This is a genomic window from Micromonospora ferruginea (assembly GCF_013694245.2).
GTDB lineage: Bacteria > Actinomycetota > Actinomycetes > Mycobacteriales > Micromonosporaceae > Micromonospora > Micromonospora robiginosa.
Map to the genome: position 1 here is coordinate 4815668 of NZ_CP059322.2, position 20693 is coordinate 4836360.

The 20693-nt window shown below is 74.1% G+C and carries 22 protein-coding genes; 11 read left to right on the forward strand and 11 right to left on the reverse strand.

Annotated features, from left to right (window positions below; all coding sequences use genetic code 11):
- Positions 1-10: 10 nt before the first annotated feature.
- On the reverse strand, positions 11-1468 hold the full coding sequence (locus tag H1D33_RS21030) for a leucyl aminopeptidase family protein (RefSeq protein WP_181571520.1): 1458 nt from the start codon (positions 1466-1468) through the stop codon (positions 11-13).
- A gap of 144 nt (positions 1469-1612) precedes the next feature.
- Positions 1613-1780, reverse strand: a complete 168-nt coding sequence (locus H1D33_RS21035) for a DUF3117 domain-containing protein (protein ID WP_013283866.1) — start codon at positions 1778-1780, stop codon at positions 1613-1615.
- Between the two features lie 190 nt (positions 1781-1970).
- On the opposite strand from H1D33_RS21035, the gene H1D33_RS21040 reads away from it, so the two are divergent.
- Together H1D33_RS21040 and H1D33_RS21045 are read left to right on the forward strand one after the other, a co-directional pair.
- Entirely contained in the window at positions 1971-2789 is an 819-nt protein-coding gene (locus tag H1D33_RS21040; RefSeq protein WP_181571519.1) for a PaaX family transcriptional regulator, read from the forward strand.
- Positions 2790-2793: 4 nt separating this feature from the next.
- The gene (locus H1D33_RS21045) at positions 2794-3585 is read left to right on the forward strand and encodes an enoyl-CoA hydratase/isomerase family protein (protein WP_181571518.1); all 792 of its coding nucleotides are present in this window, start codon (positions 2794-2796) and stop codon (positions 3583-3585) included.
- 18 nt (positions 3586-3603) lie between these two features.
- Here the strand turns inward: H1D33_RS21045 and H1D33_RS21050 are convergent, their stop codons facing one another.
- The 4 genes from H1D33_RS21050 to H1D33_RS30415 all read right to left on the reverse strand — a co-directional run bounded on the left by H1D33_RS21050 (position 3604) and on the right by H1D33_RS30415 (position 6242).
- Positions 3604-4227, reverse strand: coding sequence for a hypothetical protein (locus H1D33_RS21050; RefSeq protein ID WP_181571517.1), 624 nt, complete (start codon positions 4225-4227; stop codon positions 3604-3606).
- 25 nt (positions 4228-4252) lie between these two features.
- On the reverse strand, positions 4253-4837 hold the full coding sequence (locus tag H1D33_RS21055; RefSeq protein ID WP_181571516.1) for a DNA-3-methyladenine glycosylase I: 585 nt from the start codon (positions 4835-4837) through the stop codon (positions 4253-4255).
- Between the two features lie 107 nt (positions 4838-4944).
- Positions 4945-5442, reverse strand: a complete 498-nt coding sequence (locus H1D33_RS21060; protein ID WP_181571515.1) for an SRPBCC family protein — start codon at positions 5440-5442, stop codon at positions 4945-4947.
- Complete coding sequence (locus tag H1D33_RS30415) at positions 5439-6242, reverse strand: DivIVA domain-containing protein (RefSeq protein ID WP_181571514.1); 804 nt, start codon at positions 6240-6242, stop codon at positions 5439-5441. The genes H1D33_RS21060 and H1D33_RS30415 overlap by 4 nt, the downstream gene beginning before the upstream one ends.
- A gap of 486 nt (positions 6243-6728) precedes the next feature.
- On the opposite strand from H1D33_RS30415, the gene folP reads away from it, so the two are divergent.
- Positions 6729-7598 carry a dihydropteroate synthase gene (gene folP, locus H1D33_RS21070; RefSeq protein WP_181571513.1) on the forward strand — a complete coding sequence of 290 codons (870 nt, stop codon included), beginning with the start codon at positions 6729-6731 and terminating at the stop codon, positions 7596-7598.
- A gap of 3 nt (positions 7599-7601) precedes the next feature.
- Here the strand turns inward: folP and H1D33_RS21075 are convergent, their stop codons facing one another.
- Entirely contained in the window at positions 7602-7979 is a 378-nt protein-coding gene (locus H1D33_RS21075; protein ID WP_181571512.1) for an NADH-quinone oxidoreductase subunit A, read from the reverse strand.
- Positions 7980-8107: 128 nt separating this feature from the next.
- Between H1D33_RS21075 and H1D33_RS21080 the strand changes: the two genes are divergently transcribed.
- The 3 genes from H1D33_RS21080 (at position 8108) to H1D33_RS21090 (ending at position 12606) form a co-directional block, all read left to right on the forward strand.
- Positions 8108-9532 carry a hypothetical protein gene (locus H1D33_RS21080; RefSeq protein WP_181571511.1) on the forward strand — a complete coding sequence of 475 codons (1425 nt, stop codon included), beginning with the start codon at positions 8108-8110 and terminating at the stop codon, positions 9530-9532.
- A gap of 199 nt (positions 9533-9731) precedes the next feature.
- Positions 9732-11579 (forward strand): 2-oxoacid:acceptor oxidoreductase subunit alpha, encoded by a 1848-nt coding sequence (locus H1D33_RS21085; protein WP_181571510.1) that lies wholly within the window; start codon positions 9732-9734, stop codon positions 11577-11579.
- A complete protein-coding gene (locus H1D33_RS21090) occupies positions 11572-12606 on the forward strand; it encodes a 2-oxoacid:ferredoxin oxidoreductase subunit beta (protein ID WP_181571509.1) in 1035 nt (344 codons plus the stop codon). The genes H1D33_RS21085 and H1D33_RS21090 overlap by 8 nt, the downstream gene beginning before the upstream one ends.
- 66 nt (positions 12607-12672) lie before the next feature.
- Here H1D33_RS21090 and H1D33_RS21095 read toward each other — a convergent pair whose 3' ends face one another.
- Entirely contained in the window at positions 12673-13320 is a 648-nt protein-coding gene (locus H1D33_RS21095) for an FMN-dependent NADH-azoreductase (RefSeq protein WP_181571508.1), read from the reverse strand.
- Between the two features lie 83 nt (positions 13321-13403).
- On the opposite strand from H1D33_RS21095, the gene H1D33_RS21100 reads away from it, so the two are divergent.
- Positions 13404-13871: a MarR family winged helix-turn-helix transcriptional regulator gene (locus H1D33_RS21100; RefSeq protein ID WP_181571507.1), complete on the forward strand. Its 468-nt coding sequence runs from the start codon at positions 13404-13406 to the stop codon at positions 13869-13871.
- Positions 13872-13919: 48 nt separating this feature from the next.
- Here the strand turns inward: H1D33_RS21100 and H1D33_RS21105 are convergent, their stop codons facing one another.
- The gene (locus tag H1D33_RS21105; protein ID WP_181571506.1) at positions 13920-14933 is read right to left on the reverse strand and encodes a potassium channel family protein; all 1014 of its coding nucleotides are present in this window, start codon (positions 14931-14933) and stop codon (positions 13920-13922) included.
- A gap of 145 nt (positions 14934-15078) precedes the next feature.
- The gene (locus H1D33_RS21110) at positions 15079-15441 is read right to left on the reverse strand and encodes a hypothetical protein (RefSeq protein ID WP_307755230.1); all 363 of its coding nucleotides are present in this window, start codon (positions 15439-15441) and stop codon (positions 15079-15081) included.
- Between H1D33_RS21110 and H1D33_RS21115 the strand changes: the two genes are divergently transcribed.
- From H1D33_RS21115 to H1D33_RS21125, 3 genes are all read left to right on the forward strand, one after another.
- Positions 15428-16363 carry a hypothetical protein gene (locus tag H1D33_RS21115; protein ID WP_181571504.1) on the forward strand — a complete coding sequence of 312 codons (936 nt, stop codon included), beginning with the start codon at positions 15428-15430 and terminating at the stop codon, positions 16361-16363. The two genes, H1D33_RS21110 and H1D33_RS21115, sit on opposite strands and share 14 nt — an antisense overlap.
- 106 nt (positions 16364-16469) lie before the next feature.
- Positions 16470-17096: a helix-turn-helix domain-containing protein gene (locus H1D33_RS21120; protein ID WP_181571503.1), complete on the forward strand. Its 627-nt coding sequence runs from the start codon at positions 16470-16472 to the stop codon at positions 17094-17096.
- A gap of 149 nt (positions 17097-17245) precedes the next feature.
- Complete coding sequence (locus H1D33_RS21125; protein ID WP_181571502.1) at positions 17246-17836, forward strand: ATP-dependent Clp protease proteolytic subunit; 591 nt, start codon at positions 17246-17248, stop codon at positions 17834-17836.
- A 48-nt stretch (positions 17837-17884) separates the two neighbouring features.
- Here the strand turns inward: H1D33_RS21125 and H1D33_RS21130 are convergent, their stop codons facing one another.
- Complete coding sequence (locus H1D33_RS21130; RefSeq protein WP_181571501.1) at positions 17885-19669, reverse strand: adenylyl cyclase; 1785 nt, start codon at positions 19667-19669, stop codon at positions 17885-17887.
- A gap of 162 nt (positions 19670-19831) precedes the next feature.
- Between H1D33_RS21130 and H1D33_RS21135 the strand changes: the two genes are divergently transcribed.
- Positions 19832-20677, forward strand: coding sequence for an SDR family oxidoreductase (locus tag H1D33_RS21135; RefSeq protein ID WP_181571500.1), 846 nt, complete (start codon positions 19832-19834; stop codon positions 20675-20677).
- Positions 20678-20693: the final 16 nt, after the last annotated feature.

The following is a 20693-nucleotide window of genomic DNA, read 5'->3' on the forward strand; positions in this document are numbered from 1 at the left end:
CCCGGAGCGGTCAGCCCAGCGTCGCCAGCCAGCGCAGCAATCCGCGCACGCCCCAGCCGGTGGCGCCCTTGACCAGCTCGCCGTGCACGTCGTCGGACCACGAGGGGGCGGACATGTCCAGGTGCGCCCAGCGGTCCCGCAGGTCGCCGGTGAACTCCCGGAGGAAGAGCGCGGCCACCACCGAGCCGGCGCCCCGGGCCGGGGAGCTGTGCAGGTCGGCGAGGTCGCTGGCCAGGTATTCCAGGTAGTCGTCGGCCAGCGGCATCCGCCAGGCCCGCTCGCCGGCCGCGGTGATCCCGGCCAGCAGCCCGGCCGCCAGGTCGTCGTTCTCGCTGTAGAGCGCCGCGTGCCGCTTGCCCAGGGCCACCGCGTTCGCCCCGGTCAGGGTGGCCAGGTCGACCAGCAGGTCGGGCTTCAGCTCCCGGACGGCGTACGCCATCGCGTCGGCGAGCACCAGCCGGCCCTCGGCGTCGGAGTTGGTGCTCTCGCTGGTCAGCCCGCCGTAGTGGCGGATGACGTCGCCGGGGCGGAACGCCGAGCCGCTGACCATGTTCTCGGCGAGCGGGGTCAGCGTGGTGACCCGGACCGGCAGGCGCAGCGCGGCGGCGCCCAGCGTCGCGGCGACCACGGCGGCGGCCCCGGCCATGTCCTTGCGCATCAGCTTCATGGCCGGCACCGGCTTGATCGAGATGCCGCCGGTGTCGAACGTGATGCCCTTGCCCACCAGCACCACGTGGGTACGCGCGCCGGCCGGCCGCCAGTCCAGCTCGACCAGGCGCGGGCCCCGGGCGGAGCCGCCGCCGACGGCGAGGATCCCGCCGAAGCCCTCGTCCGCCAGCTCCCGGGGGCCGCGCACGCGCAGGTGCAGGTCGGGGCGGCCGGACGCGGCGGCGGTCACCTGGTCGGCGAACCACTCCGGGTGCTTCGTCGAGGACGGGGTGTTGGTGAGGTCGCGGGCCAGCGCGGTCATCTCGGCGGTGGTCCGGGCCGCGGCGAGCGTGTCGGCCAGCGCCTCCGGGTCGGCCACCAGCAGGTCGACCTGGGCCAGCGCGGGGCGCGGGCCGGCCTCGGTGAGACGGAAGCGGTAGGAGCCGAGCAGCAGGCCCTCGACCAGGCCGCGCAGCGCCGCGGCCCCGTCGGAAACCGAGATCGTGATCTGCGTCTCATCCTTGCCGGCGCGGGCCAGGGCGGCCCCGGCGGAGCGCCAGTCCGGCTCGTCGCCGTCGCCGACGCCGAGCAGCCAGAGGCGGCTCGGGGCGCCGCCCGGGCGCAGGTGCTCGCGCACCTCGCCGACCGCGCCGGTGAGGCGGGCGGCGGGCAGCAACGCGGTCGCCTCGGCGTGCACGTCGTCGCCGGTCGGGACGGCGGTCGGCGCCAGCACGGGCGGGGCGTCCGGCCCACCGGGACGCACGGGCAGGACGAGGGTGTCGGGCCGGGTGGGCCCGCTCACCAGACGAATGGCCAGCACGCTGGACCGTACCTCCGAAAACGATCTAAGCGGGACAGATTGCCGCTTGCCGGCCGGTGAAGGCCCTGAGCCACCGGCCAAGCCGGTGGCTCAGGGTAGGGCGAACCGTCCGCGCGGCGGACGCCGCGCGGACCGCTCCCCGAATCAGCCGGCGGCCGCCTTCAGCGCGTCACCCAGCGCGGTGGCCTCGTCGGGCGTCATCTCGACGACGAGCCGGCCACCACCCTCCAGCGGGACCCGCATGACGATGCCCCGACCCTCCTTGGTGACCTCCAGCGGACCGTCGCCCGTCCGCGGCTTCATCGCCGCCATGTTGTCTCCCCTCAGACCTACGCCAGGGTCGGTGGGTTGCCCCACAGCCACTTCGCCATCGCCACCCGCAAACGTCGCGGAGGCGTCGACTGACGATTTTCCCTGATGAACACCGCCGGACCCAAACCGAAGCAGCATTGATGTAACAGCATCTAGCTTATCTTGGATAGGCCTGTCACAATGTGCGGTCATGCAGGCACGGTCGGCACTCTTCGACCTGTACGGCGACCACCTCCGCGCCCGGGGTGGCCGTGCACCGGTCGCCGCCCTGGTCAAGCTGCTGGCGCCACTCGGGATAGCTCCACCGGCGGTCCGCACCGCGGTCTCCCGGATGGTCCGCCAGGGCTGGCTGGAACCCCTCCGGCTCGCCTCCGGGCCGGGATATTCGATCACCCCGAAAGCGGGCCGTCGACTGGACGAGGCGGCCTCCCGGATCTACCGGACCGGTCGGCACAGTTGGGACGGACGGTTCGATCTTCTCGTCCTCGCGGCACCCGCCTCCCGGCGGGACCGGCAGCGACTCGCCGCCAACCTCACCTTCCTCGGCTACGGCACCCTCGACGACTGCACCTGGGTGGCCACCCGCCCCGGCGAGGACGTCGACCTGCTGCTCGCCGAGGCGGGCGTGCGCTTCGAGCGGTTCACCGCCGCGCACGCGGCCGGCACCCCCGGCGCGATGGGGGTGGTCCGCCGGGCCTGGGACCTGACCGAGATCGGCCGGGCCTACGAACGCTTCGTCGCCGAGCAGAAGCCGTTGCTCTCCGGCGTCACCGTCCGCAGCAGCGACGAGGAGGCGTACGCGGCCCGGTTCCGGCTCGTGCACGCGTGGCGTACCTTCCTCTTCCGGGACCCGCAACTGCCCCCGGCGCTGCTCCCCGAGCGCTGGCCGGGCACCAGCGCGGCCGGGTTCTTCGACCGCCACGCGGCCCGGCTCCGGCCGGCCGCCGACCGGTACGTCGAGCAGTGCCTCGACGCCAGCAACCGCCTCGCCCGACAGAAGGGTCGTTAGAACCGTGACCGAGCCGCTGCTCGTCGACCGCACCGACGCCGTCGTCACCCTGACGCTGAACCGCCCGACGGCGATGAACTCGCTCGACGTGGCGCTCAAGGAGGCGCTCCGGGACGTCCTGGCCGAGCTGGAGACCGACCGCTCCTGCCGGGCGGTCGTGCTGGCCGGCGCGGGCGGCTCGTTCAGCGCCGGGCAGGACCTGCGGGAGCACGTGCGGACGCTGGAGTCGGCCGACGCCAAGCCGCTCGACACGGTGCGGGCGCACTACAACCCGATCGCCGCCCGGCTGGCCAACCTGCCCAAGCCGGTCGTCGCGGCGGTACGCGGGATGGCCGCCGGCGCCGGCGCGTCGCTGGCGTTCCTGGCCGACTTCCGCATCGGCGGCCCGAAGACCCGGTTCCTGATGGCGTTCGCCGGCGTCGGGCTCGCCGCCGACACCGGCGCCTCCTGGACGCTGCCCCGCCTGGTCGGCCACGCCAAGGCGGTCGAGCTGCTGATGCTCGCCGAGCCGGTCGGCGCCGAGGACGCCTGCCGGCTGGGCCTGCTCACCAAGCTGGTGGACGACGACGAGCAGGTGCTCCCGTCCGCGCAGGAGCTGGCCGCCCGGCTCGCCGCCGGCCCGACCGTCGCCTACGGGGCGATCAAGCGCCAACTCTCCATCGCCGACGCCGGCACGCTCGCCGACGCGTTGGCCGCCGAGGCGCAGGCCCAGGCGATCTGCGGGGCCACCAGCGACCACAAGGCGGCAACCATCGCGTTCGTCAACAAGCAGAAGCCGGTCTTCGAGGGCCGCTGAGCCGGTGGGGCGCCGCCGTCAGTCGTCCTCCTCCGGATCCTGGTTGGCCTCGACGCCCAGCACGAACGCCTGCATGGCCAGCTCGTCGCCGGACGGCGAGACGAACGCCGGCAGCTCACGCGGGCCCAGCTCCTGCACGTAGGACCAGAAGATCCGCACCGCCTCGGCCCGCGAGGCCGCCTCGATCGGCAGGTCGAGGCTGACCAGCCAGGTGCGCCGGGCCGGCGGCGGCCCGAGCCGGTCGGCCAGCGCCCGCCAGCGGGCCGGTTCGAGCGCCACGACCGGACCGTCCGGCGCCGGGCCGTCGACCGGCACCGGCTCGTCGAGCGCCCCACGGGTGTACGTCACCACGAGCGCGCCCGCCGTCGCGTCGGACTGCGGATCGTCCGGGTCCTCCCGGCCCCCCACCCCGGCCCGGGCGACCCGGCCCAGCGCCACCAGCCGCAGCGGCTCACCGACCAGCACCGCCACCCGGTCACCGGGGCGGGGACGGGCCGCCGCCGGCAGCCCGGTCAACTCCAGCACGTCGTGGTGCACCAGCCGCTCGGCCTGGTAGCGCTCGTCGGGCAGCAGCACCGCCCAGGCGTCCGGCGTGGTGTCACCGTCGGTCGTCCCGCTCGTCCGCGGCTCGGTGTCGGTCATGCCCCAATCCCATCACGCCGCCGCGTCACCGCTCGGCCCGGTCACCGTTCACGTGGCAGTCCGCGAGGTGGTCGTCCACCATGCCGGTGGCCTGCATCAGCGCGTACGCCGTGGTCGGGCCGACGAAGCGGAAGCCCCGCTTCTTGAGCGCCTTGGCCATCGCGGTGGACTCCCCGGTGATCGCCGGCACCTCGGCGAACGAACCGGGGCGCGCCGGCCGGGGCGGGGGCGCGAACGACCAGAGCAGCGCGGAGAGACCCTCGGGCAGCTCCCGCGCGGCGCGGGCGTTGGCGATCGCCGCCTCGACCTTGGCCCGGTTGCGCACGATCCCGACGTCGGCCATCAGCCGGGCCACCTCGGCCTCGCCGTAGCCGGCCACCGCCTCGATCCGGAACCCGTCGAAGGCGAGCCGGAACGCCGGCCGCTTGCGCAGGATGGTCAACCAGGACAGACCGGACTGGAACGCCTCCAGGGTCAGCCGCTCGTAGAGCGCGTCGTCACCGCGCAGCGGCCGGCCCCACTCCTCGTCGTGGTAGGCGGCGTAGTCGGGGGTGCTCGCTCCCCAGGCGCAGCGGGCGAGCCCGTCCGCGCCGGTCACCAGGTCAGTCACGGCGTCCACGGTAGGTGAGGGCACCGACAGGCTCCCGGCCCGGCTCGATGCGGCCCGGCTCGGCGCGGCTTGGCCGCGGCTCGGTGCGGCGCGGCTCGGCGCTCAGCTCAGGGCAGGCGGCCCTGCTCGACCAGGCGGGCGAACCGCTTCAACGCCTGGGTCAGGCTGAACTTCGAGCCGGGCCAGAGCACCGGCCAGGCCACCCGGCCGGCCGCCCCACCCGGCAGGTGGAACCACTCGTGCCAGACCACCTGGGTGCGGCCCCGGTCCATCGGGGTGCAGCGCAGCACGCCCGGGCCGCGCAGCAGCCGGCCGCAGTGCACCACCCCCACCTCGTACGGCGCGTCGACCCGGACCACCCGCATCTCGTCGCGCAGCGCGGCCGGGCCGAGCGCGGTGACCGCCTCGATCAGGCTCCCCTCGCCGCCGTCGCCCTCGACCACCCGGACCGTGGTGAAGGGAATCCAGTCCGACTGCCGTTCCCACGCGGTCAGCGCGGCGAACACCCGCTCGGCCGGCGCGTCGACGATCACCGTGGCGGTGACCTCGGCGGCACCCGGTTGGGCGGCCTCGGCGAAGCCGGCGGAACCCTCCGCGCCGGTCACGCCGACTCCGAGCGGACCGCCGGCCCGCGCTCCCGGTCGTCGATGCCGCCCGGACCGGTGGCGACGGCGTCCGCCGGGGAGGTGGTGTCCTCGACCGCGGCGGCGGCCGGCGCCTCCGCCACGCCCGCCTCGGCGGCTCCGCCCCCGGATCCACCGGCGGTGTCCGGCGCCGCGCCCGACTCGGACGCGGTGGCCCTCGACGGGGTGCCGGCCTCGGACCCGGTGGCGGCCCTCGACGGGGCGCCGGTCTCGGCTGCCGGGCCGCTGGCCGGCGCCTCGTCGGCCCCGAAGGCGGTGGCGGCACCCGCCGCCGCGCCGGCCGGGGAGGCGGCGGTGCGCTCGTTCGACCTGGCACGGGTGGGCCGGCGGGCCGGCGAGTCGGGCGCCGACAGGTCGATGGTCACCGGGTCGCCGCTCGTCGGGTCGGCGTCGAGGGTGGCCGTGACCGCCTCCTCGCGCGCCCGGCGCAGGGCGTCGGCGTCCTCGGTCCGCCCCTCCCGCAGCGCGACGTTCTCGGCCTCCAGCACACCGATCAGCTCGGACTTGTAGCCGATGTCGTAGGCCGCCCGCCGGAGCGCCGCGTCGACCTGGCCCATCCGGTAGCCGCGCAGCGCGGTGTCGAACCGGACGTCGGTCACGTCCGACTCGTCGAGCGGCCGCGCGCCCGGCAGGGGCACGGACCGCCCGTCCGGCTCGGCCGGCACCAGGCCCGGATCCCGCCCGGAGACCAGCACCGTCACCCCGAACACCACTGCCGCGACGGTCAGCGCGACGACCAAGAGGAGCAGAAACTGACCCATGCAGAGATCGTGGCATGCGGGCCGGGATCGGGCGAGCCCTCCGCCGCCTCCGGTCGTTCAAACGCCGCCCCGACGGGCGGCATCGGTGGCCCCGCGACGACGTCACCGCCCTCCGACGCCCATCGCATCGACGTGCCTCTACCTGCCTCCGCCCGACTCCCCGCCAGGCGAGAGGGCGTCACCGTCGCCACCGTCAACCTCGTGAGATGGATCTTCCAAAATCCAGGAACGGCGAAGATCTTGGTACGAAATGGCCCCCCGAGGGGCCGTTTGGTACCAAGATCTCGAAGCGACGCCGGGGCGGGCGGCGGGCGGAGCGGGATACCGTCGGGCTCGGCTGCGGGTCGGGAACCGAGGGACCGGGCGGCGAATCCGACCCGGCCGGCGGGTGCGGGCAGCCACGCCGCGGTCCGACCGACGCCGGTGACCAGCGGCGCGACGGTCGGCACGAACGTCCGGGCGGGGCGGGGAGACGAGGAGACGGGGATGAGCGGGGCGTTGCGGCTCGGTGGGCGGACCTTCGCCCCGGGTGAGCTGGTGGTGATGGCGATCGTGAACCGCACGCCGGACTCGTTCTTCGACCGGGGCGCCACGTTCGCCGAGGACAGCGCGCTGCGCGCGGTCGAGCGGGCGGTGACCGAGGGCGCGGAGATCGTCGACATCGGCGGGGTGAAGGCCGGCCCGGGCGACGAGGTGGACGTGACCGAGGAGATCCGCCGGACGGTGGACACCATCGCCGCGGTCCGGGCCGCCTTCCCGGACCTGGTCGTCTCGATCGACACCTGGCGGGCCGAGGTGGCGGTGGAGGCGGTCGCGGCCGGCGCGGACCTGCTCAACGACACCTGGTCGGGGGCCGATCCGGCGCTGGCCCGGGTCGCCGCCGCGACCGGCGCCGGGCTGGTCTGCTCGCACGCCGGCGGGCTGGCGCCGCGTACCCGGCCGCACCGGGCGGCCTTCGACGACGTGGTGACCGACGTGCTCGACACGGTCACCGGGCTGGCGGAACGCGCGGTCGGGCTGGGGGTGCGCCCCGACGGCATCCTGATCGACCCGGCGCACGACTTCGGCAAGAACACCCGGCACTCGCTGGAGATCACCCGGCGGCTGACCGAGCTGACCGACACCGGCTGGCCGCTGCTGGTGGCGCTGTCGAACAAGGATTTCGTCGGCGAGACGCTGGACCTGCCGGTGCCCGAACGGCTGGAGGGGACGCTGGCCGCCACCGCGGTGTCGGCCTGGCTCGGCGCCCGGGTGTTCCGCGCCCACCAGGTCCGCGAGACCCGGCGGGTGCTCGACATGGTGGCGTCGATCCGGGGTGACCGGCCGCCGGCGGCGACCCGGCGCGGGCTCGCCTAGGATTCACGCCCAGCGCAGGACGCCACGCCGCCAGGCGTAGAGGATGCCCAGCGCGACGACCGCCACGAAGACGCCCATCTCGACCACCGTGGTCGTGCCGAACCCGGGCCGGTCGAAGACCAGCGCCCACGGGAAGAGGAACACCGCCTCCACCGCGAACAGCACGTAGAGGTAGGCGTAGACGTAGTAGCGGATCTGCATCTGGGCCCAGTCGCCGCCGACCGGGTCGAGCCCGCACTCGTACGAGGCCCGCTTGCCCCAGGGCTCGGCCGGACGGGCGGGACGTAACACCCGGTTCGCCGAGAACGCCGTTACGAAGAAGAGCACGGCGGCGATCAGCAGCAGACCGAGCGTGGCGTACGAGCCGAGATATCCGGTCACGACCGGAGCGTACCGGTCCCGTTCAGACGTCTCGGACACGTTACGAAGTTGTTTCCTGGCGGGACTAGTGCCGGATGGCAACAGTCCCCGAATAATGAGAGCTCGTTGCCACGTCCCCCGGAGGACAGATGACCCGCCCCCGCGTTCGACCCGTATCGCGGGTCGCGCTCCGCCGTACCCTCGCGCTGTTCGCGCCCGCGCTGATCGCCGCGGCCGCAGCCGTCGTGGCGGTGGCACCGGGCTGGGCCGCGGCGGCCTACTCCGACCCGACCGGGGTGGTGCGGCTGGTCGAGCCGGGCGACCCCGGCGGCGATCCGGGCGGCGACCCGACCGAGCCGACGCCCACCGGCGACGCGACGACCACCGCGCCGGAGCCGACCACGGCCCCGACGACGGAGGCGGCGTCGCCGCCCACCACCCCGCCGGCACCGGCCACCACCACCACGGCGGCGCCGCCGCCACCGACCACGGTCGCGCCGGCACCGACCAGCACCGCGCCGACCACCACCGCACCCGCGCCGCCGCCGGTCATGCCGCCGGCGCAGCCGCCGCCTCCGCCGCGGACCCAGCCGGCCGGCGGCCCGCTGGGCGTGCAGGTCTCCACGGACGACGTGGTGCTGGCGCCGGACTACTGGAACGCCGACAGCACGGTGACCACGCTGCGGGTGACGGTGACCAACACCGGCGCGCGGGCGGAGCAGGTCCGCCTCGGCTACACGCTGCCGGCCGGCCTGACCGACGCCGGCACGCCCGGCTGCGTCGCCGCCGCCGCCGGCAACCACCGCTGCGGCGGTTGGACCGCCGAGCCGGGCGCCCGGTTCAGCGCCACCATCCGGGTCCGGGTCGCCGGCGACGCCTGGAAGGCCATGCCGCTGAGCGGGTCGGTCCAGGTCACCGCCGTCGCGCCCGGGGTCGACGGCGCGGCGTACGACGACGAGGGCTTCGCGGTGCTGTTCCCGCCCGGCCCGCCGGTGCCGGGCATCTCGCTGCGCGCCGACGAGGTCCTCTTCGACATCAGCGGCGCACCGAGCACGCTGACCGTACGGCTGGGCAACACCGGCGAGGTGGACGCGACCGGCCGGGTGGAGGTGCTCCTTCCCGCCGGGGTGACGGCGAGCGGCGACGGGTGCGTCGCGGCGGCCCCGGACCGGACCCGGTGCGAGCTGGGCCCGCTGCCGGCGGGCCGGACCGTGACGCTGCGACTGCCGGTGACCGCGTCGGCGGAGGCCCAGCGGATGGCCCCGCTCGCCGGCGCGGTGATCGGCCGGCTGGACCCGCGCAGCGGGCACGAGCGGCAGGTCCAGATGAGCTTCCGGATCAGTGCGGCGGCGGCCGGGTCCACCCCGGCGGCCGGGGTGCCCGCCCCGACCGGGTCGCAGGGCGTGCTGGCCTCGTCGGCCCGTTCCGACGACGGCGACACCTCGTCGCGGCGCATCGCGATCGCCCTGATCGTCCTGTCGGGTCTGCTCGTGGTGTTCGCGCTGGCGTTGGCCACCCGTTCGCTGCGCCGCCGCAGCGACGTCACCGTGCCGGGCCCGACCGCGGACCGGTGACGCCTCCCCGAATGGGGTGACCTGGATTACGGGGCGGGGCACTAAAGCCCGCAAAGTGGGGCATACACCGGCCGAATCGAGTCTCACACGTCGGACCTCCACCAAGGCGGCCCTAACCGTCCGACGTAGGCTCTGACGTGAGAATCGGAGCGGGCCGTGCCGGCGAGGGCGACGGCGCTCAGCGAAGCGAGGTGCGGGAGTGACCAAGCAGATCCGTCAACTGGACCGGGTGGTCATCCGGTTCGCCGGTGACTCCGGCGACGGCATGCAGCTCACCGGCGACCGGTTCACCTCGGAGACGGCGCAGTTGGGCAACGACATCTCGACGTTGCCGAACTTCCCGGCCGAGATCCGCGCCCCCGCCGGCACGCTGCCGGGCGTGTCGAGCTTCCAGGTGCACTTCGCCGACTACGACATCCTGACGCCCGGCGACGCGCCGAACGTACTGGTGGCGATGAACCCGGCCGCGCTCAAGGCCAACCTGGCCGACCTGCCGCGCGGCGCGGACATCATCGTCAACACCGACGAGTTCACCCGGCGCAACCTGGCCAAGGTCGGCTACGCGAGCAGCCCGCTGGACGACGACTCGCTCGCCGGCTACGCGGTGCACCCGGTCGCGCTCACCTCGATGACGGTCGGCGCGCTGGCCGAGCACGAGGTGTCCAAGAAGGATGCCGAGCGGGCCAAGAACATGTTCGCGCTCGGGCTGCTGAGCTGGATGTACTCCCGCCCGTACTCCTCGACGTTGCGGTTCCTGGAGCGCAAGTTCGCGGCCCGGCCGGAGCTGGTGGCGGCGAACGTGGCCGCGTTCCGGGCCGGCTGGAACTTCGGCGAGACGACCGAGGACTTCTCGGTGCGCTACGAGGTGAAGCCGGCCAAGATGCTGCCGGGCACCTACCGCAACATCACCGGCAACGCGGCCCTGTCGCTGGGCCTGGTGGCGGCCGGGGTCCGGTCCGGGCTGCCGGTGTTCCTCGGCGCCTACCCGATCACCCCGGCGTCGGACATCCTGCACGAGCTGAGCCGGCACAAGAAGCTCGGCGTGGTCACCATGCAGGCCGAGGACGAGATCGCCGCGGTCGGCGCGGCGCTGGGCGCGTCGTACGGCGGCGCGCTCGGCGTGACCACCACCAGCGGTCCGGGCGTGGCGCTGAAGAGCGAGACGATCTCCCTGGCGGTGGCGCTGGAGCTGCCGCTGGTCATCGTGGACGTGCAGCGGGCCGGTCCCTCCACCGGCATGCCCACCAAGACCGAGCAGGCCGACCTGAACATGGCCCTGTACGGCCGGCACGGCGAGGCCCCGGTCGCGGTGATCGCGCCGAAGTCGCCGTCGGACTGCTTCCACGCCGCGCTGGAGGCGGCCCGGATCGCGCTGACCTACCGCACCCCGGTCATCCTGCTGTCCGACAACTACGTGGCGAACGGCTCCGAACCGTGGCTGCTGCCGGACGTGGAGTCCCTGCCCGACCTGCGGGTCGAGTTCGCCACCCGGCCCAACGGCGAGGACGGCACCACCTTCCTGCCCTACCTGCGCGACCCGCAGACCCTGGCCCGCCCGTGGGCGGTGCCGGGCACCCCGGGGCTGGAGCACCGGATCGGCGGCCTGGAGAAGGCCGACAAGACCGGCGACATCTCGTACGACCCGACGAACCACGACTTCATGGTCCGCACCCGGGCGGCCCGGATCGAGACGATTCCGGTGCCGGACGTCGAGGTCGAGGACCCGGACGGCGACGCCCGGGTGCTGGTGCTCGGCTGGGGCTCGACGTACGGCCCGATCGGCGCCGCCTGCCGGGGGCTGCGCCAGCGCGGGCTGCCGGTGGCCCAGGCGCACCTGCGCCACCTGGCCCCGATGCCGGCCAACCTGGGCGAGGTGCTGCGCGCCTACGACAAGGTGGTCGTCCCGGAGATGAACCTCGGCCAGCTCGCGCACGTGATCCGGGCGCGCTACCTGGTCGACGCGATCGGCTACAACCAGGTCCGCGGCCTGCCGTTCACCGCCGCCGAGCTGGAGACGATGCTGGAAGAGGTCCTGAAGAATGTCTGAGCCCGTCGCCCTGAAGCTCACCGCCAAGGACTTCAAGTCCGACCAGGAGGTGCGCTGGTGCCCCGGCTGCGGCGACTACGCCATCCTGGCGGCCGTGCAGGGCTTCATGCCGGAGCTGAACATCGCCCGGGAGAACACCGTCTTCATCTCGGGCATCGGCTGCTCGTCGCGCTTCCCGTACTACATGAACACGTACGGGATGCACTCGATCCACGGCCGCGCGCCGGCGATCGCCACCGGTCTGGCGGTGTCCCGCCCGGACCTGTCGGTCTGGGTGGTCACCGGTGACGGCGACGCGCTCTCGATCGGCGGCAACCACCTGATCCACGCGCTGCGCCGCAACGTCAACCTGAAGATCCTGCTGTTCAACAACCGGATCTACGGGCTGACCAAGGGTCAGTACTCGCCAACGTCCGAGGTCGGGAAGATCACCAAGTCGACGCCGGCCGGCTCGGCGGACGCCCCGTTCAACCCGCTGTCGCTGGCGCTCGGCGCCGAGGCCACGTTCGTGGCCCGGACCCTGGACTCGGACCGCAAGCACCTCCAGTCGGTGTTGCGGGCCGCCGCCGAGCACAAGGGCTCGGCGTTCGTGGAGATCTACCAGAACTGCAACATCTTCAACGACGGCGCGTTCGAGCCGTTGAAGGAGCCGGCCACCCGGGACGACTTCCTGATCCGGCTGGAGCACGGGAAGCCGATCACGTTCGGCGCCGACGGGCAGTTCTGCGTGGTCCACCCGCCGGGCGGCTTCGGGTTGGAGGTCCGGGAGACCGCGGCCACCCCGGCGGAGGAGATCGTGGTGCACGACGCGACGGTCGCCGACCCGGCGTACGCGTTCGCGCTGTCCCGGCTGCCCGGGCTCGACCTGCGCAACACCCCACTCGGGGTGTTCCGCGCGGTGGAGCGTCCCGCCTACGACACGGTGGTGCAGGAGCAGGTGGCGGCGGCGCGGGCCGGCGTCGACCAGACCCCGGAGCAGCAGCTCTCGGCGCTGCTCGGCAGCGGTGACACCTGGACGATCCTCTGATCCACGCCTGATTCCGCGTACGCGAGGGCGGGCCGTTCCAGTCGGAACGGCCCGCCCTGTCGCGTCTCAGACCCCGGCGGCGACGGGCGCCCACAGCTCGTCGATGGCCCGCTCGGCCGCCGCGAGGCTCGCCTGGTGCAGCGGGATCAGCTCGGCCATGGCCGGGTTGACCGGGGCTAGGGTCAGCTCGGCGGAGATGAAACGCGGCTCCAGGCCGGTGCGCGACAGCCCGTGCGGCAGCCAGGGCTCGGCGTGGTCCCAGCCCTCGCGCGGGGTGCCGGCGCCGTAGCCGCCGCCCCGGGTGCCGAACACGACGAACTCGCGGCCGCCGAGCAGTCCGGCGCCGGTCTCCGGGTCGAGCGCGAGGCCGGGCGCGATGAGGTGGTCGACCCAGGCCTTGACGCTGCTCGGCGGCCCGAAGTTGTAGAGCGGCAGGCCGAGCAGGACCGTGTCGGCGCCCGTCACCTCGGCCACCAGTTCCTCGGTCAGGTGCCAGGACGCGCGCTGCGCCGGGGTGTGCTGCTCGGGCGGGATCGCCCGGGCGAGACCGCCGGCCGCGTCGAGGTGCGGCAGCGGGTCCTGGCCGAGGTCCCGGTAGGTGACCGTGCCGCCGGGGTGGGCGGCGCGCCAGGCGGCGGCCGCGCGGGCGGTGAGCCGCCGGCTGACCGACGCGTCGCCGGTGATGCTCGAGTCGATGTGCAGCAGGTGTGCCATTGGTTACTCCTCCATAGATGGTTCGTGCAGCACCAACTATTTATAGCAGGGCGATGTTCCGCGGGCCGCGTAGACTGGGTCACATGTCAGCCGGGCCCGCCGAGTCGGAGCGACGCTCCGGGCCACTGCTCCAGCACCTGGCCCGGCGGATGCTGCTGCGCTCGGAGTCCGCGCTGACCCCGCTCGGGCTGCGCCCCCGGCACCTGGTGGCGCTCACCGTGCTGCGCGACTCGGACGGCATCAGCCAGCAGGGGCTGGCCGGCACGCTCCAGATCGACGGCACCAACGTGGTCGGGCTGCTCAACGACCTGGAGGCGGCCGGCCTGGTCGAACGCCGCCGCTCCCCGGCCGACCGCCGCCGGCACGTGGTCAGCCTGACCGCGGCGGGCACGAAGCGGCTCGGTCAGGCGGAGTGCGCGCTCGCCGACGCCGAGGCCGACGTGCTCGGCGCGCTCTCCCCCGACGAGCGGGACCAGCTCTACGACCTGCTGCGGCGCGCCAGCCAGGGCTGCGCCCCATCCTGCGCCGAGGCGGTCCCGCCCCCCTGCTGAGGGAGGCGGAAGAGGCCCGACTGAGGGAGGCGGAAGCAGCCCCGCCGGTCAGACGGTGGTGGTCGCCTGCGGCCGGTCGTCGCGGACGTGGACCAGCATGTCGCCGGTCTCGATCGTCGCGGCGGCCCGGTCGTTCAGCGTGACCACCTTGCCCCGGCGGACCAGCGCGATGACCAGCGACTCCAGCTCACGCGGCGAGCGGCCCACCTCGCTGCGCTCGGCCGAGCGCATCGCCAGCGCCATGCCCTGACCCGGGGTGAGCAGGTCCTCCACCACGTCGATCAGCGGCGGGGCCGAGGTGGAGAGGCCGAGCAGCCGGCCGGCGGTCGCCGAGGAGACGATCACGTGGTGCGCCCCGCTCTGCTTGAGCAGCGGCGCGTTCTCCGCCTCCCGGACCGCCGCGATGATCCGCACCTGCCCGGCGGTGAGCTGCCGGACGGTCAACGCCACCAGCACCGACGCGTCGTCGCTGTCGGTCGCGATGATGACCGCCTTGGCGGTGCGGATGTGCGCCTCCTCCAGCACCGACGAGCGGGTCGCCGACCCCTCGATCGTCACCAGCCCGTTCGAGGTGGCCTGCCGCAGGGCCGCGCCGCTCCGCTCGACCACGACGATCTTGGACTTGTCCGCCCCGTTCTCCAGCAGCGCGGAGACCGCGCTGCGGCCCTTGGTGCCGTAGCCGCAGATGATGACGTGGTCCTTCACGGTTCTCCTCCACCGCGACAGGCGACGGCCGGTCCGGTACTGCTCGGTCAGGACTTCCAGGGTGGTGCCGACCAGGATGATCAGGAAGAGCACCCGGGCCGGGGTGATGAAGAGGACGTTGATCAGGCGCGCCGAGGGGCTGGCCGGGGTGATGTCGCCGTAGCCGGTGGTGGAGAGCGAGACCACCGTGTAGTAGAAGCAGTCGAGGAGGGTCAGCCCGTCCTCGTTGACGTCGCGGTAGCCGTCCCGGTCGAGCCAGACCACGAAGACGGTGGCGAAGACCAGCCCCAGGGCGGCGAGCAGGCGCAGGCTCAGCGCGCTCAGCGGCCCACGCCGCTGCGCGGGAAAATGGATCACCGTCGGTCCCGATCCGCCACCGTCGCCTGCACGCCCTCAAGATAGCGGGTACGCCCCGAGCCGGCCGGGCGGGCCGGGACCGGCCCTCGCGCCCCACGAGCGGTAAGGATCCCGTCACATCCGTCGACTTCTGGACGGGCAAGACTCAGATCCCACCGATCGTGACGAGGGAGAGTCGGATGCGTACACGTGCGGCACTGACCACGCTCAGCGTGGTCCTCGGGATGGCGCTGGTCGGCGCGTCGCCCGCGGTGGCGGGTCGGCCCGGGGACCGGCCGGGAACGACCTGGCCGACCCGACCGAAGCCCACCGCCGTCCCGTCGCCGACCGTCTCCACCCGGCCGACCGTCTCGCCGACGCCCACCCCACGGCCGACACCGAGCCCCACCGCGTCCCCGACGCCCACCGGCACGCCGACGCCGACCGGCACGCGGACGCCGACCGGCACGCCGTCGCCGACGGGCACGCCGTCGCCGACGGGCACGCCGTCGTCGATGCCGACGGCCAAGCGGACCGCTGTCGTGCTGCCGACGCTCGTGGCGGGCCGGGGCAGCTCGGCGCACGACGTCAACGCCGCCGGGGTGGCGGTCGGGGCGGCGGAGCTGGCCACCGGTTACTGGCACGCGGTTCGCTGGGTGGACGGCCGGATCGAGGACCTGGGCACGCTCGGCGGCCCGAACAGTCAGGCCGAGGCGATCGACGAGCGGGGCCGCATCGTCGGCACCGCCCAGGCCGCGGACGGCAGCAGCCACGCCGTCGCCTGGGTGAACGGCCGGATCCAGGATCTCGGGCTGACGGGTGGCATCTTCTCGATCGCGTTCGACACGGCCGGGGACCGGGTGGTCGGCGTCTACCACGTCACCGACAGCTTCTCCGGCCGGCGGGCGTTCGTGCGGACCGGGAACACCGAGATCACGATCGACGCGCCCCGGGGCGCGAGCGCCGCCGCGGTCAACGAGGCCGGCACGGTCGCCGGCACCTACGGCTTCAAGGACTGGACCGATCCTCCGTTCGTCAACCAGGCGTTCGTCTGGCGCGACGGGGTCCTCCGGTCGCTCGGCACCCTGGGCGGTCCCACAAGCGTCGCGAACGGCATCAACGATCTCGGTCAGGTGGTCGGCACCAGTGACACCGCGGACGGCCGGTTCGCCGCGTTCTTCTGGGACGGTTCGGCGATGCGCCGGCTGGCCAGCAGTTCGACCTCCCCGACGGCACAGGCCGTGAACGACTCGGGCCTGGTGATCGGCACCGACGGCGCCGGCGGCCGGGCGATGATCTGGCCGACGCCGACGGCCGGCTCGCAGGTGCTCCCGCTGCCGGCCGGGGCGGTGAGCAGCGTGGCGATCAACGTCAACGACGCCGGTCTGGTCATCGGTCAGGCGGACTTCCTCACGCCGCGCTGGCACAGCAGCGCCGTCGTCTGGCGGTGACCGCCATCGGCCCGGTCGGCACCGCGCGGGCCGGCCGGGCCGGTCCGCGCGGCCGGGACGGGGCATGATGGGTACGTCGGCGAACGGCGACCGCGAGGAGGCCGGCATGTCGTTGCTGCGACGGGTGATCGGCGGGGTGCTGCGGCGGATCCGCCTGCGGCAGGGCCGCACGCTGCGCGAGGTGGCGCTGGCCGCCGGCGTCTCCCTGCCCTACCTCTCCGAGGTCGAGCGCGGCCGCAAGGAGGCCTCCTCGGAGGTGCTGGCCGCGATCTGCCGGGCGCTCGGCATCCACCTCGCCGACCTGCTCGAGGAGGCGCGCGACGAGCTGCGCCGGGAGCGGCCCACGCCGGTCGGCTCCGGGGTTCCGCTGGCCCGGCTCGACCGGGTGCCCGCCGCCCGCGGCGGTCCGCAGCTCCGGGTCGGCCCGCCCCGGCTGCACGCCACCCGACGCCCGGCCGGCCCGAACCCGCCGCACGTCGCCCGCCCGTTCACCGCGCCGCCCAATGCCCGTCCGGTCCGCCCGACACCGCTGCTCGGCGGCGGGCTGCGCCCGGTGGGCCCGGGTCCCGCACCGCTCGGCCCGACGCTCGGCCACGGCACGCCGGAGCTGATCGGCACCGGCACCCGGATCTGGTTGATCCCGTCGCCGGTGGCGCGCCCGCGTCCGCGTACCTCACCGACGCTGGCCCGGCGCCGGGCCCGGGCGGCCCGACGGCGCCCGGTCGCGGCGTAGCCCGGGGTCGGCAGGTCGCGGCGCTTATGCCGAGGGCGAATCTGCCCGGGGCAGAAAGCCTGGGCCGGGCGGGTGCGCCCGGCGGACGCTGGAGACCGCCGGCTCGCCGGGCGGTCCCCCGCCCGCCGGCGTTACGGAGGTGGGCGGTCATGGGTGCGATCTGGATGCGCGACGAGGGGCAGCCGGCCTTCGGTGACCGGGTCTTCGATCGGCTGCTGAAGGAGCGGATCATCTTCCTCGGCACCGAGGTCACCGACGACTCGGCGAACCAGATCTGCGCGCAGCTTCTGCTGCTCGCCGCCGAGGACGCGGAGCGCGACATCTTCCTCTACATCAACTCGCCGGGCGGCTCGGTCAGCGCCGGCATGGCCGTCTACGACACCATGCGGTACGTCAAGAACGACGTGGCGACGCTGGCGCTGGGGATGGCCGGCTCGATGGGGCAGTTCCTGCTCTGCGCCGGGGCGGCGGGCAAGCGGTTCGCGCTCCCGCACTCACGGATCATGATGCATCAGCCCTCCGGCGGGATGGGTGGTACGGCCGCCGACATCACCATCCAGGCCGAGAACATGCTGCACGTGAAGCGCACCATGCAGGAGCTGATCGCCCGGCACAGCGGGCACACGCTGGAGGAGATCCAGCGTGACTGGGACCGGGACCGCTGGTTTACCGCCGAGGAGGCCCGCGAGTACGGCCTGGTCGACCAGGTGCTCTCCCGGGTCGACCAGCTCGCGGCGTGAGCGGGTGCGGCCCGGCCGGTGGCACGCCGGCCGGGCCGCCGCCTCCGGTCAGGGGTAACTGACCACCGGGCTGGTGCCGTACGAGCCGACGACCGGGGTGCCGGCCTCGTTGATCGTGCGCTCGATCCCGCCGCTGCCGTTGAGGAACACGGTGATCGCGTCGTGGAACCGTACGCCGGCGCGGCGCGGCGCCTCGATCGCCCGGTCGCAGCGGATGTCCACGCCCTGGTTGAAGTACGCGTAGACGCCCAGCCCCCACGCCTCGTGGGTGCGGACGTGCGGGGCGACCTTGTAGGAGGCCCAGCCGTCGCCGGTCGGGCTGCGCCAGGCGGCCTGGCTGGGCGGGTCGTAGGGCAGCTCGCTCTGGTAGAAGACGGTCCGCCCGCGCTCGCCGTTCCAGACCGTCTGCCAGCGCTGGTAGTGCTCGACGAAGAGCCCGTACGCGGTCACGTCGTCGCCGTTGACGATCACACCGGTGTCGGCGGTGTTGACGGTCCAGCCGATGGTGCCCGGGTTGCCGTGGTCGCCCCGCCAGGCCCAGATGTTGTCGATCAGCGTGTGCCGGCTGTTCACCACCAGGCTGGTCACCGCGCGCCCGGCGTACGGGCCGCCGATGCGGAAGAAGACGTCCTGGAGTGAGATCGGGTTCGTCGCGTGCGATCGGTGGCAGCGTCCCGCGCCGACCTCGACCAGCACCTCGGACTCGACCGGACCGGCGTCGACGAGCACGCCGGCGATCCGTACCCCGTCGACGTCCTCGATCCGTAGCGCCGCGTCGCCGGTGGTGGGCACGAGGCTGGGCATGCCGAGGCCGAGCACGACGGTGTTCGGCCGGCGGACGCGCAGCGCCCGGTCGAGCCGGTAGACGCCGGGGGTGAGCAGCAGGTGCCGGCCCCGGGCGAGTTCGGTGTTGATCCGCTTGGCCGAGTCGGTGGGCCGGGCGACGAAGAAGTCGGCCAGCGGCAGCGAGGGTGTCCCGGCGGCCCAGGTGGTGCCGGCGGTGTCGCGGCGCAGCCTCGGCACCGCGACCCGCCAGCGGCCCGCGCCGTCGACGAAGAGGTACGGCTTCTCGCGGACCACCGGGCTGGTTGGCAGCGTGGTGTACGGCGGGTCGGGGAAGCCCTGGGCGGGCGCGCCGATCACGCCGGAGAAGACCTGGTTCCACACCCCGTTGGTCCAGTCCCCGCCGAGTTCGCTGTCCCGGGTGAGCCACTGCTGCTGGGAGCCGTTGATGGTGATGCCGTCCACCTTGGAGTCGGCGATGAACCCGCCGCTGGAGTAGCCGCCGTTGCCGGGTTCCAGCCAGAGAATGCCCTTGACGTGCACCCGGCGCATCGGCGACGCCTGGGAGACGGCCCACTGGTTCGACCAGTCGGTGGGGGTGACGGCGAGGTTCTCCGCCGAGCGCCAGAAGTTGGTCAGCGCGGAGATGCCGGCCGGCGAGTTCGGGTCGGGTTGGCCGACCACCCGGACCGCGCCGTGGATCTCCACGTCGTCGGGGTGGGCGCCGAGGCCGGCGACGCTGGTGTAGTAGCCGAGCCGGGCGTCGACCTCGTAGCGGCCGGGCTTGAACAGCACGGCGTACCGGTCGAGGCCCATCTCGTTGTGCTCCTGGGCGGTGAAGATCCGGTCCAGGGTGGACTGGATCTCCGCGACCGGCGTGCTCGGGTCGTAGACGAAGACGTTCGGACCGAAGTCGGGCTCGTGGTCGGGTCGGGCGGGCCGCGCGGCCGGGGACGCGGCGGCGGCGGCCGGGAGGCCGAGGGCGGTGAGCGAGGCCGCCGAGGCGGTGAGCGTGAGGAAGCGGCGGCGGGAGGGGTCGGGTGATCGCATCTGCCTGCCTGTTCGGTGAGGGTACGGAGAGCGCTCTCTCAGCCGTTCCTACCGCACCGACGTCGATCCCACCAGACTTCCGGGTTCCGGAACCGGGAAGCAACGCGGCGTCGACCCGGTTGCCTCAGGAGACAGTTGATTGCTCAACCACAGGGAGCGCGCATGTCCATCGCCGTCACCGGGGCCACCGGCCAACTCGGCCGTCTGATCGTCACCGCGCTGCTCGACCGCGGCGTACCGGCCGGGGAGATCGTGGCGCTCGGCCGGGACACCGACCGGCTCGCCGAACTCGCCGGCCGGGGCGTCGTCACCCGGCGGGCCGACTACGACGACCCCGACTCGCTCCGCGCCGCCCTCGCCGGCGTCGACAAGCTGATGTTCGTCTCCGGCAGCGAGGTCGGCCGGCGCCGGCCGCAGCACGCCAACGTGGTCACCGCCGCCACCGAGGCCGGCGTCGGGCTGGTGGTCTACACCAGCATCGCGCACGCCGACACCGCCGGCATGCGGCTCGCCGCCGAGCACCGGGACACCGAGGGGTACGTCCGCGACGCCGGCCTGCCGTACGTGTTCCTGCGCAACAGCTGGTATCTGGAGAACTACACCGACCAGCTCGACGCGTACCGGAAGCAGGGGGTGACCGGCGCGGCGGGCGACGGGCGGGTCAGCGCCGCCACCCGCGCGGACTACGCCGAGGCCGCCGCCGTGGTGCTCACCGGCGAGGGCCACACCAACCGGGTGTACGAGCTGGGCGGCGCGCCGTTCACGCTGACCGAGCTGGCCGCCGAGGTCGCCGAGCAGACCGGCGAGCCGATCGGCTACACCGACCTGCCGGCGGACCGCTACGCCGACGTGCTCGTCACCGCCGGCCTGCCCGAGGGATACGCGGCCGTGCTGGCCGACAGCGACCTCGGCCTCGCCCGGGGTGAGCTGGAGGTCGGCGACGACCTCGCCCGGCTGCTCGGCCGCACCCCGACCACGCCGGCCGAGGCGATCCGCGCCGCGCTCTGACGAAATCCGCCGCGCC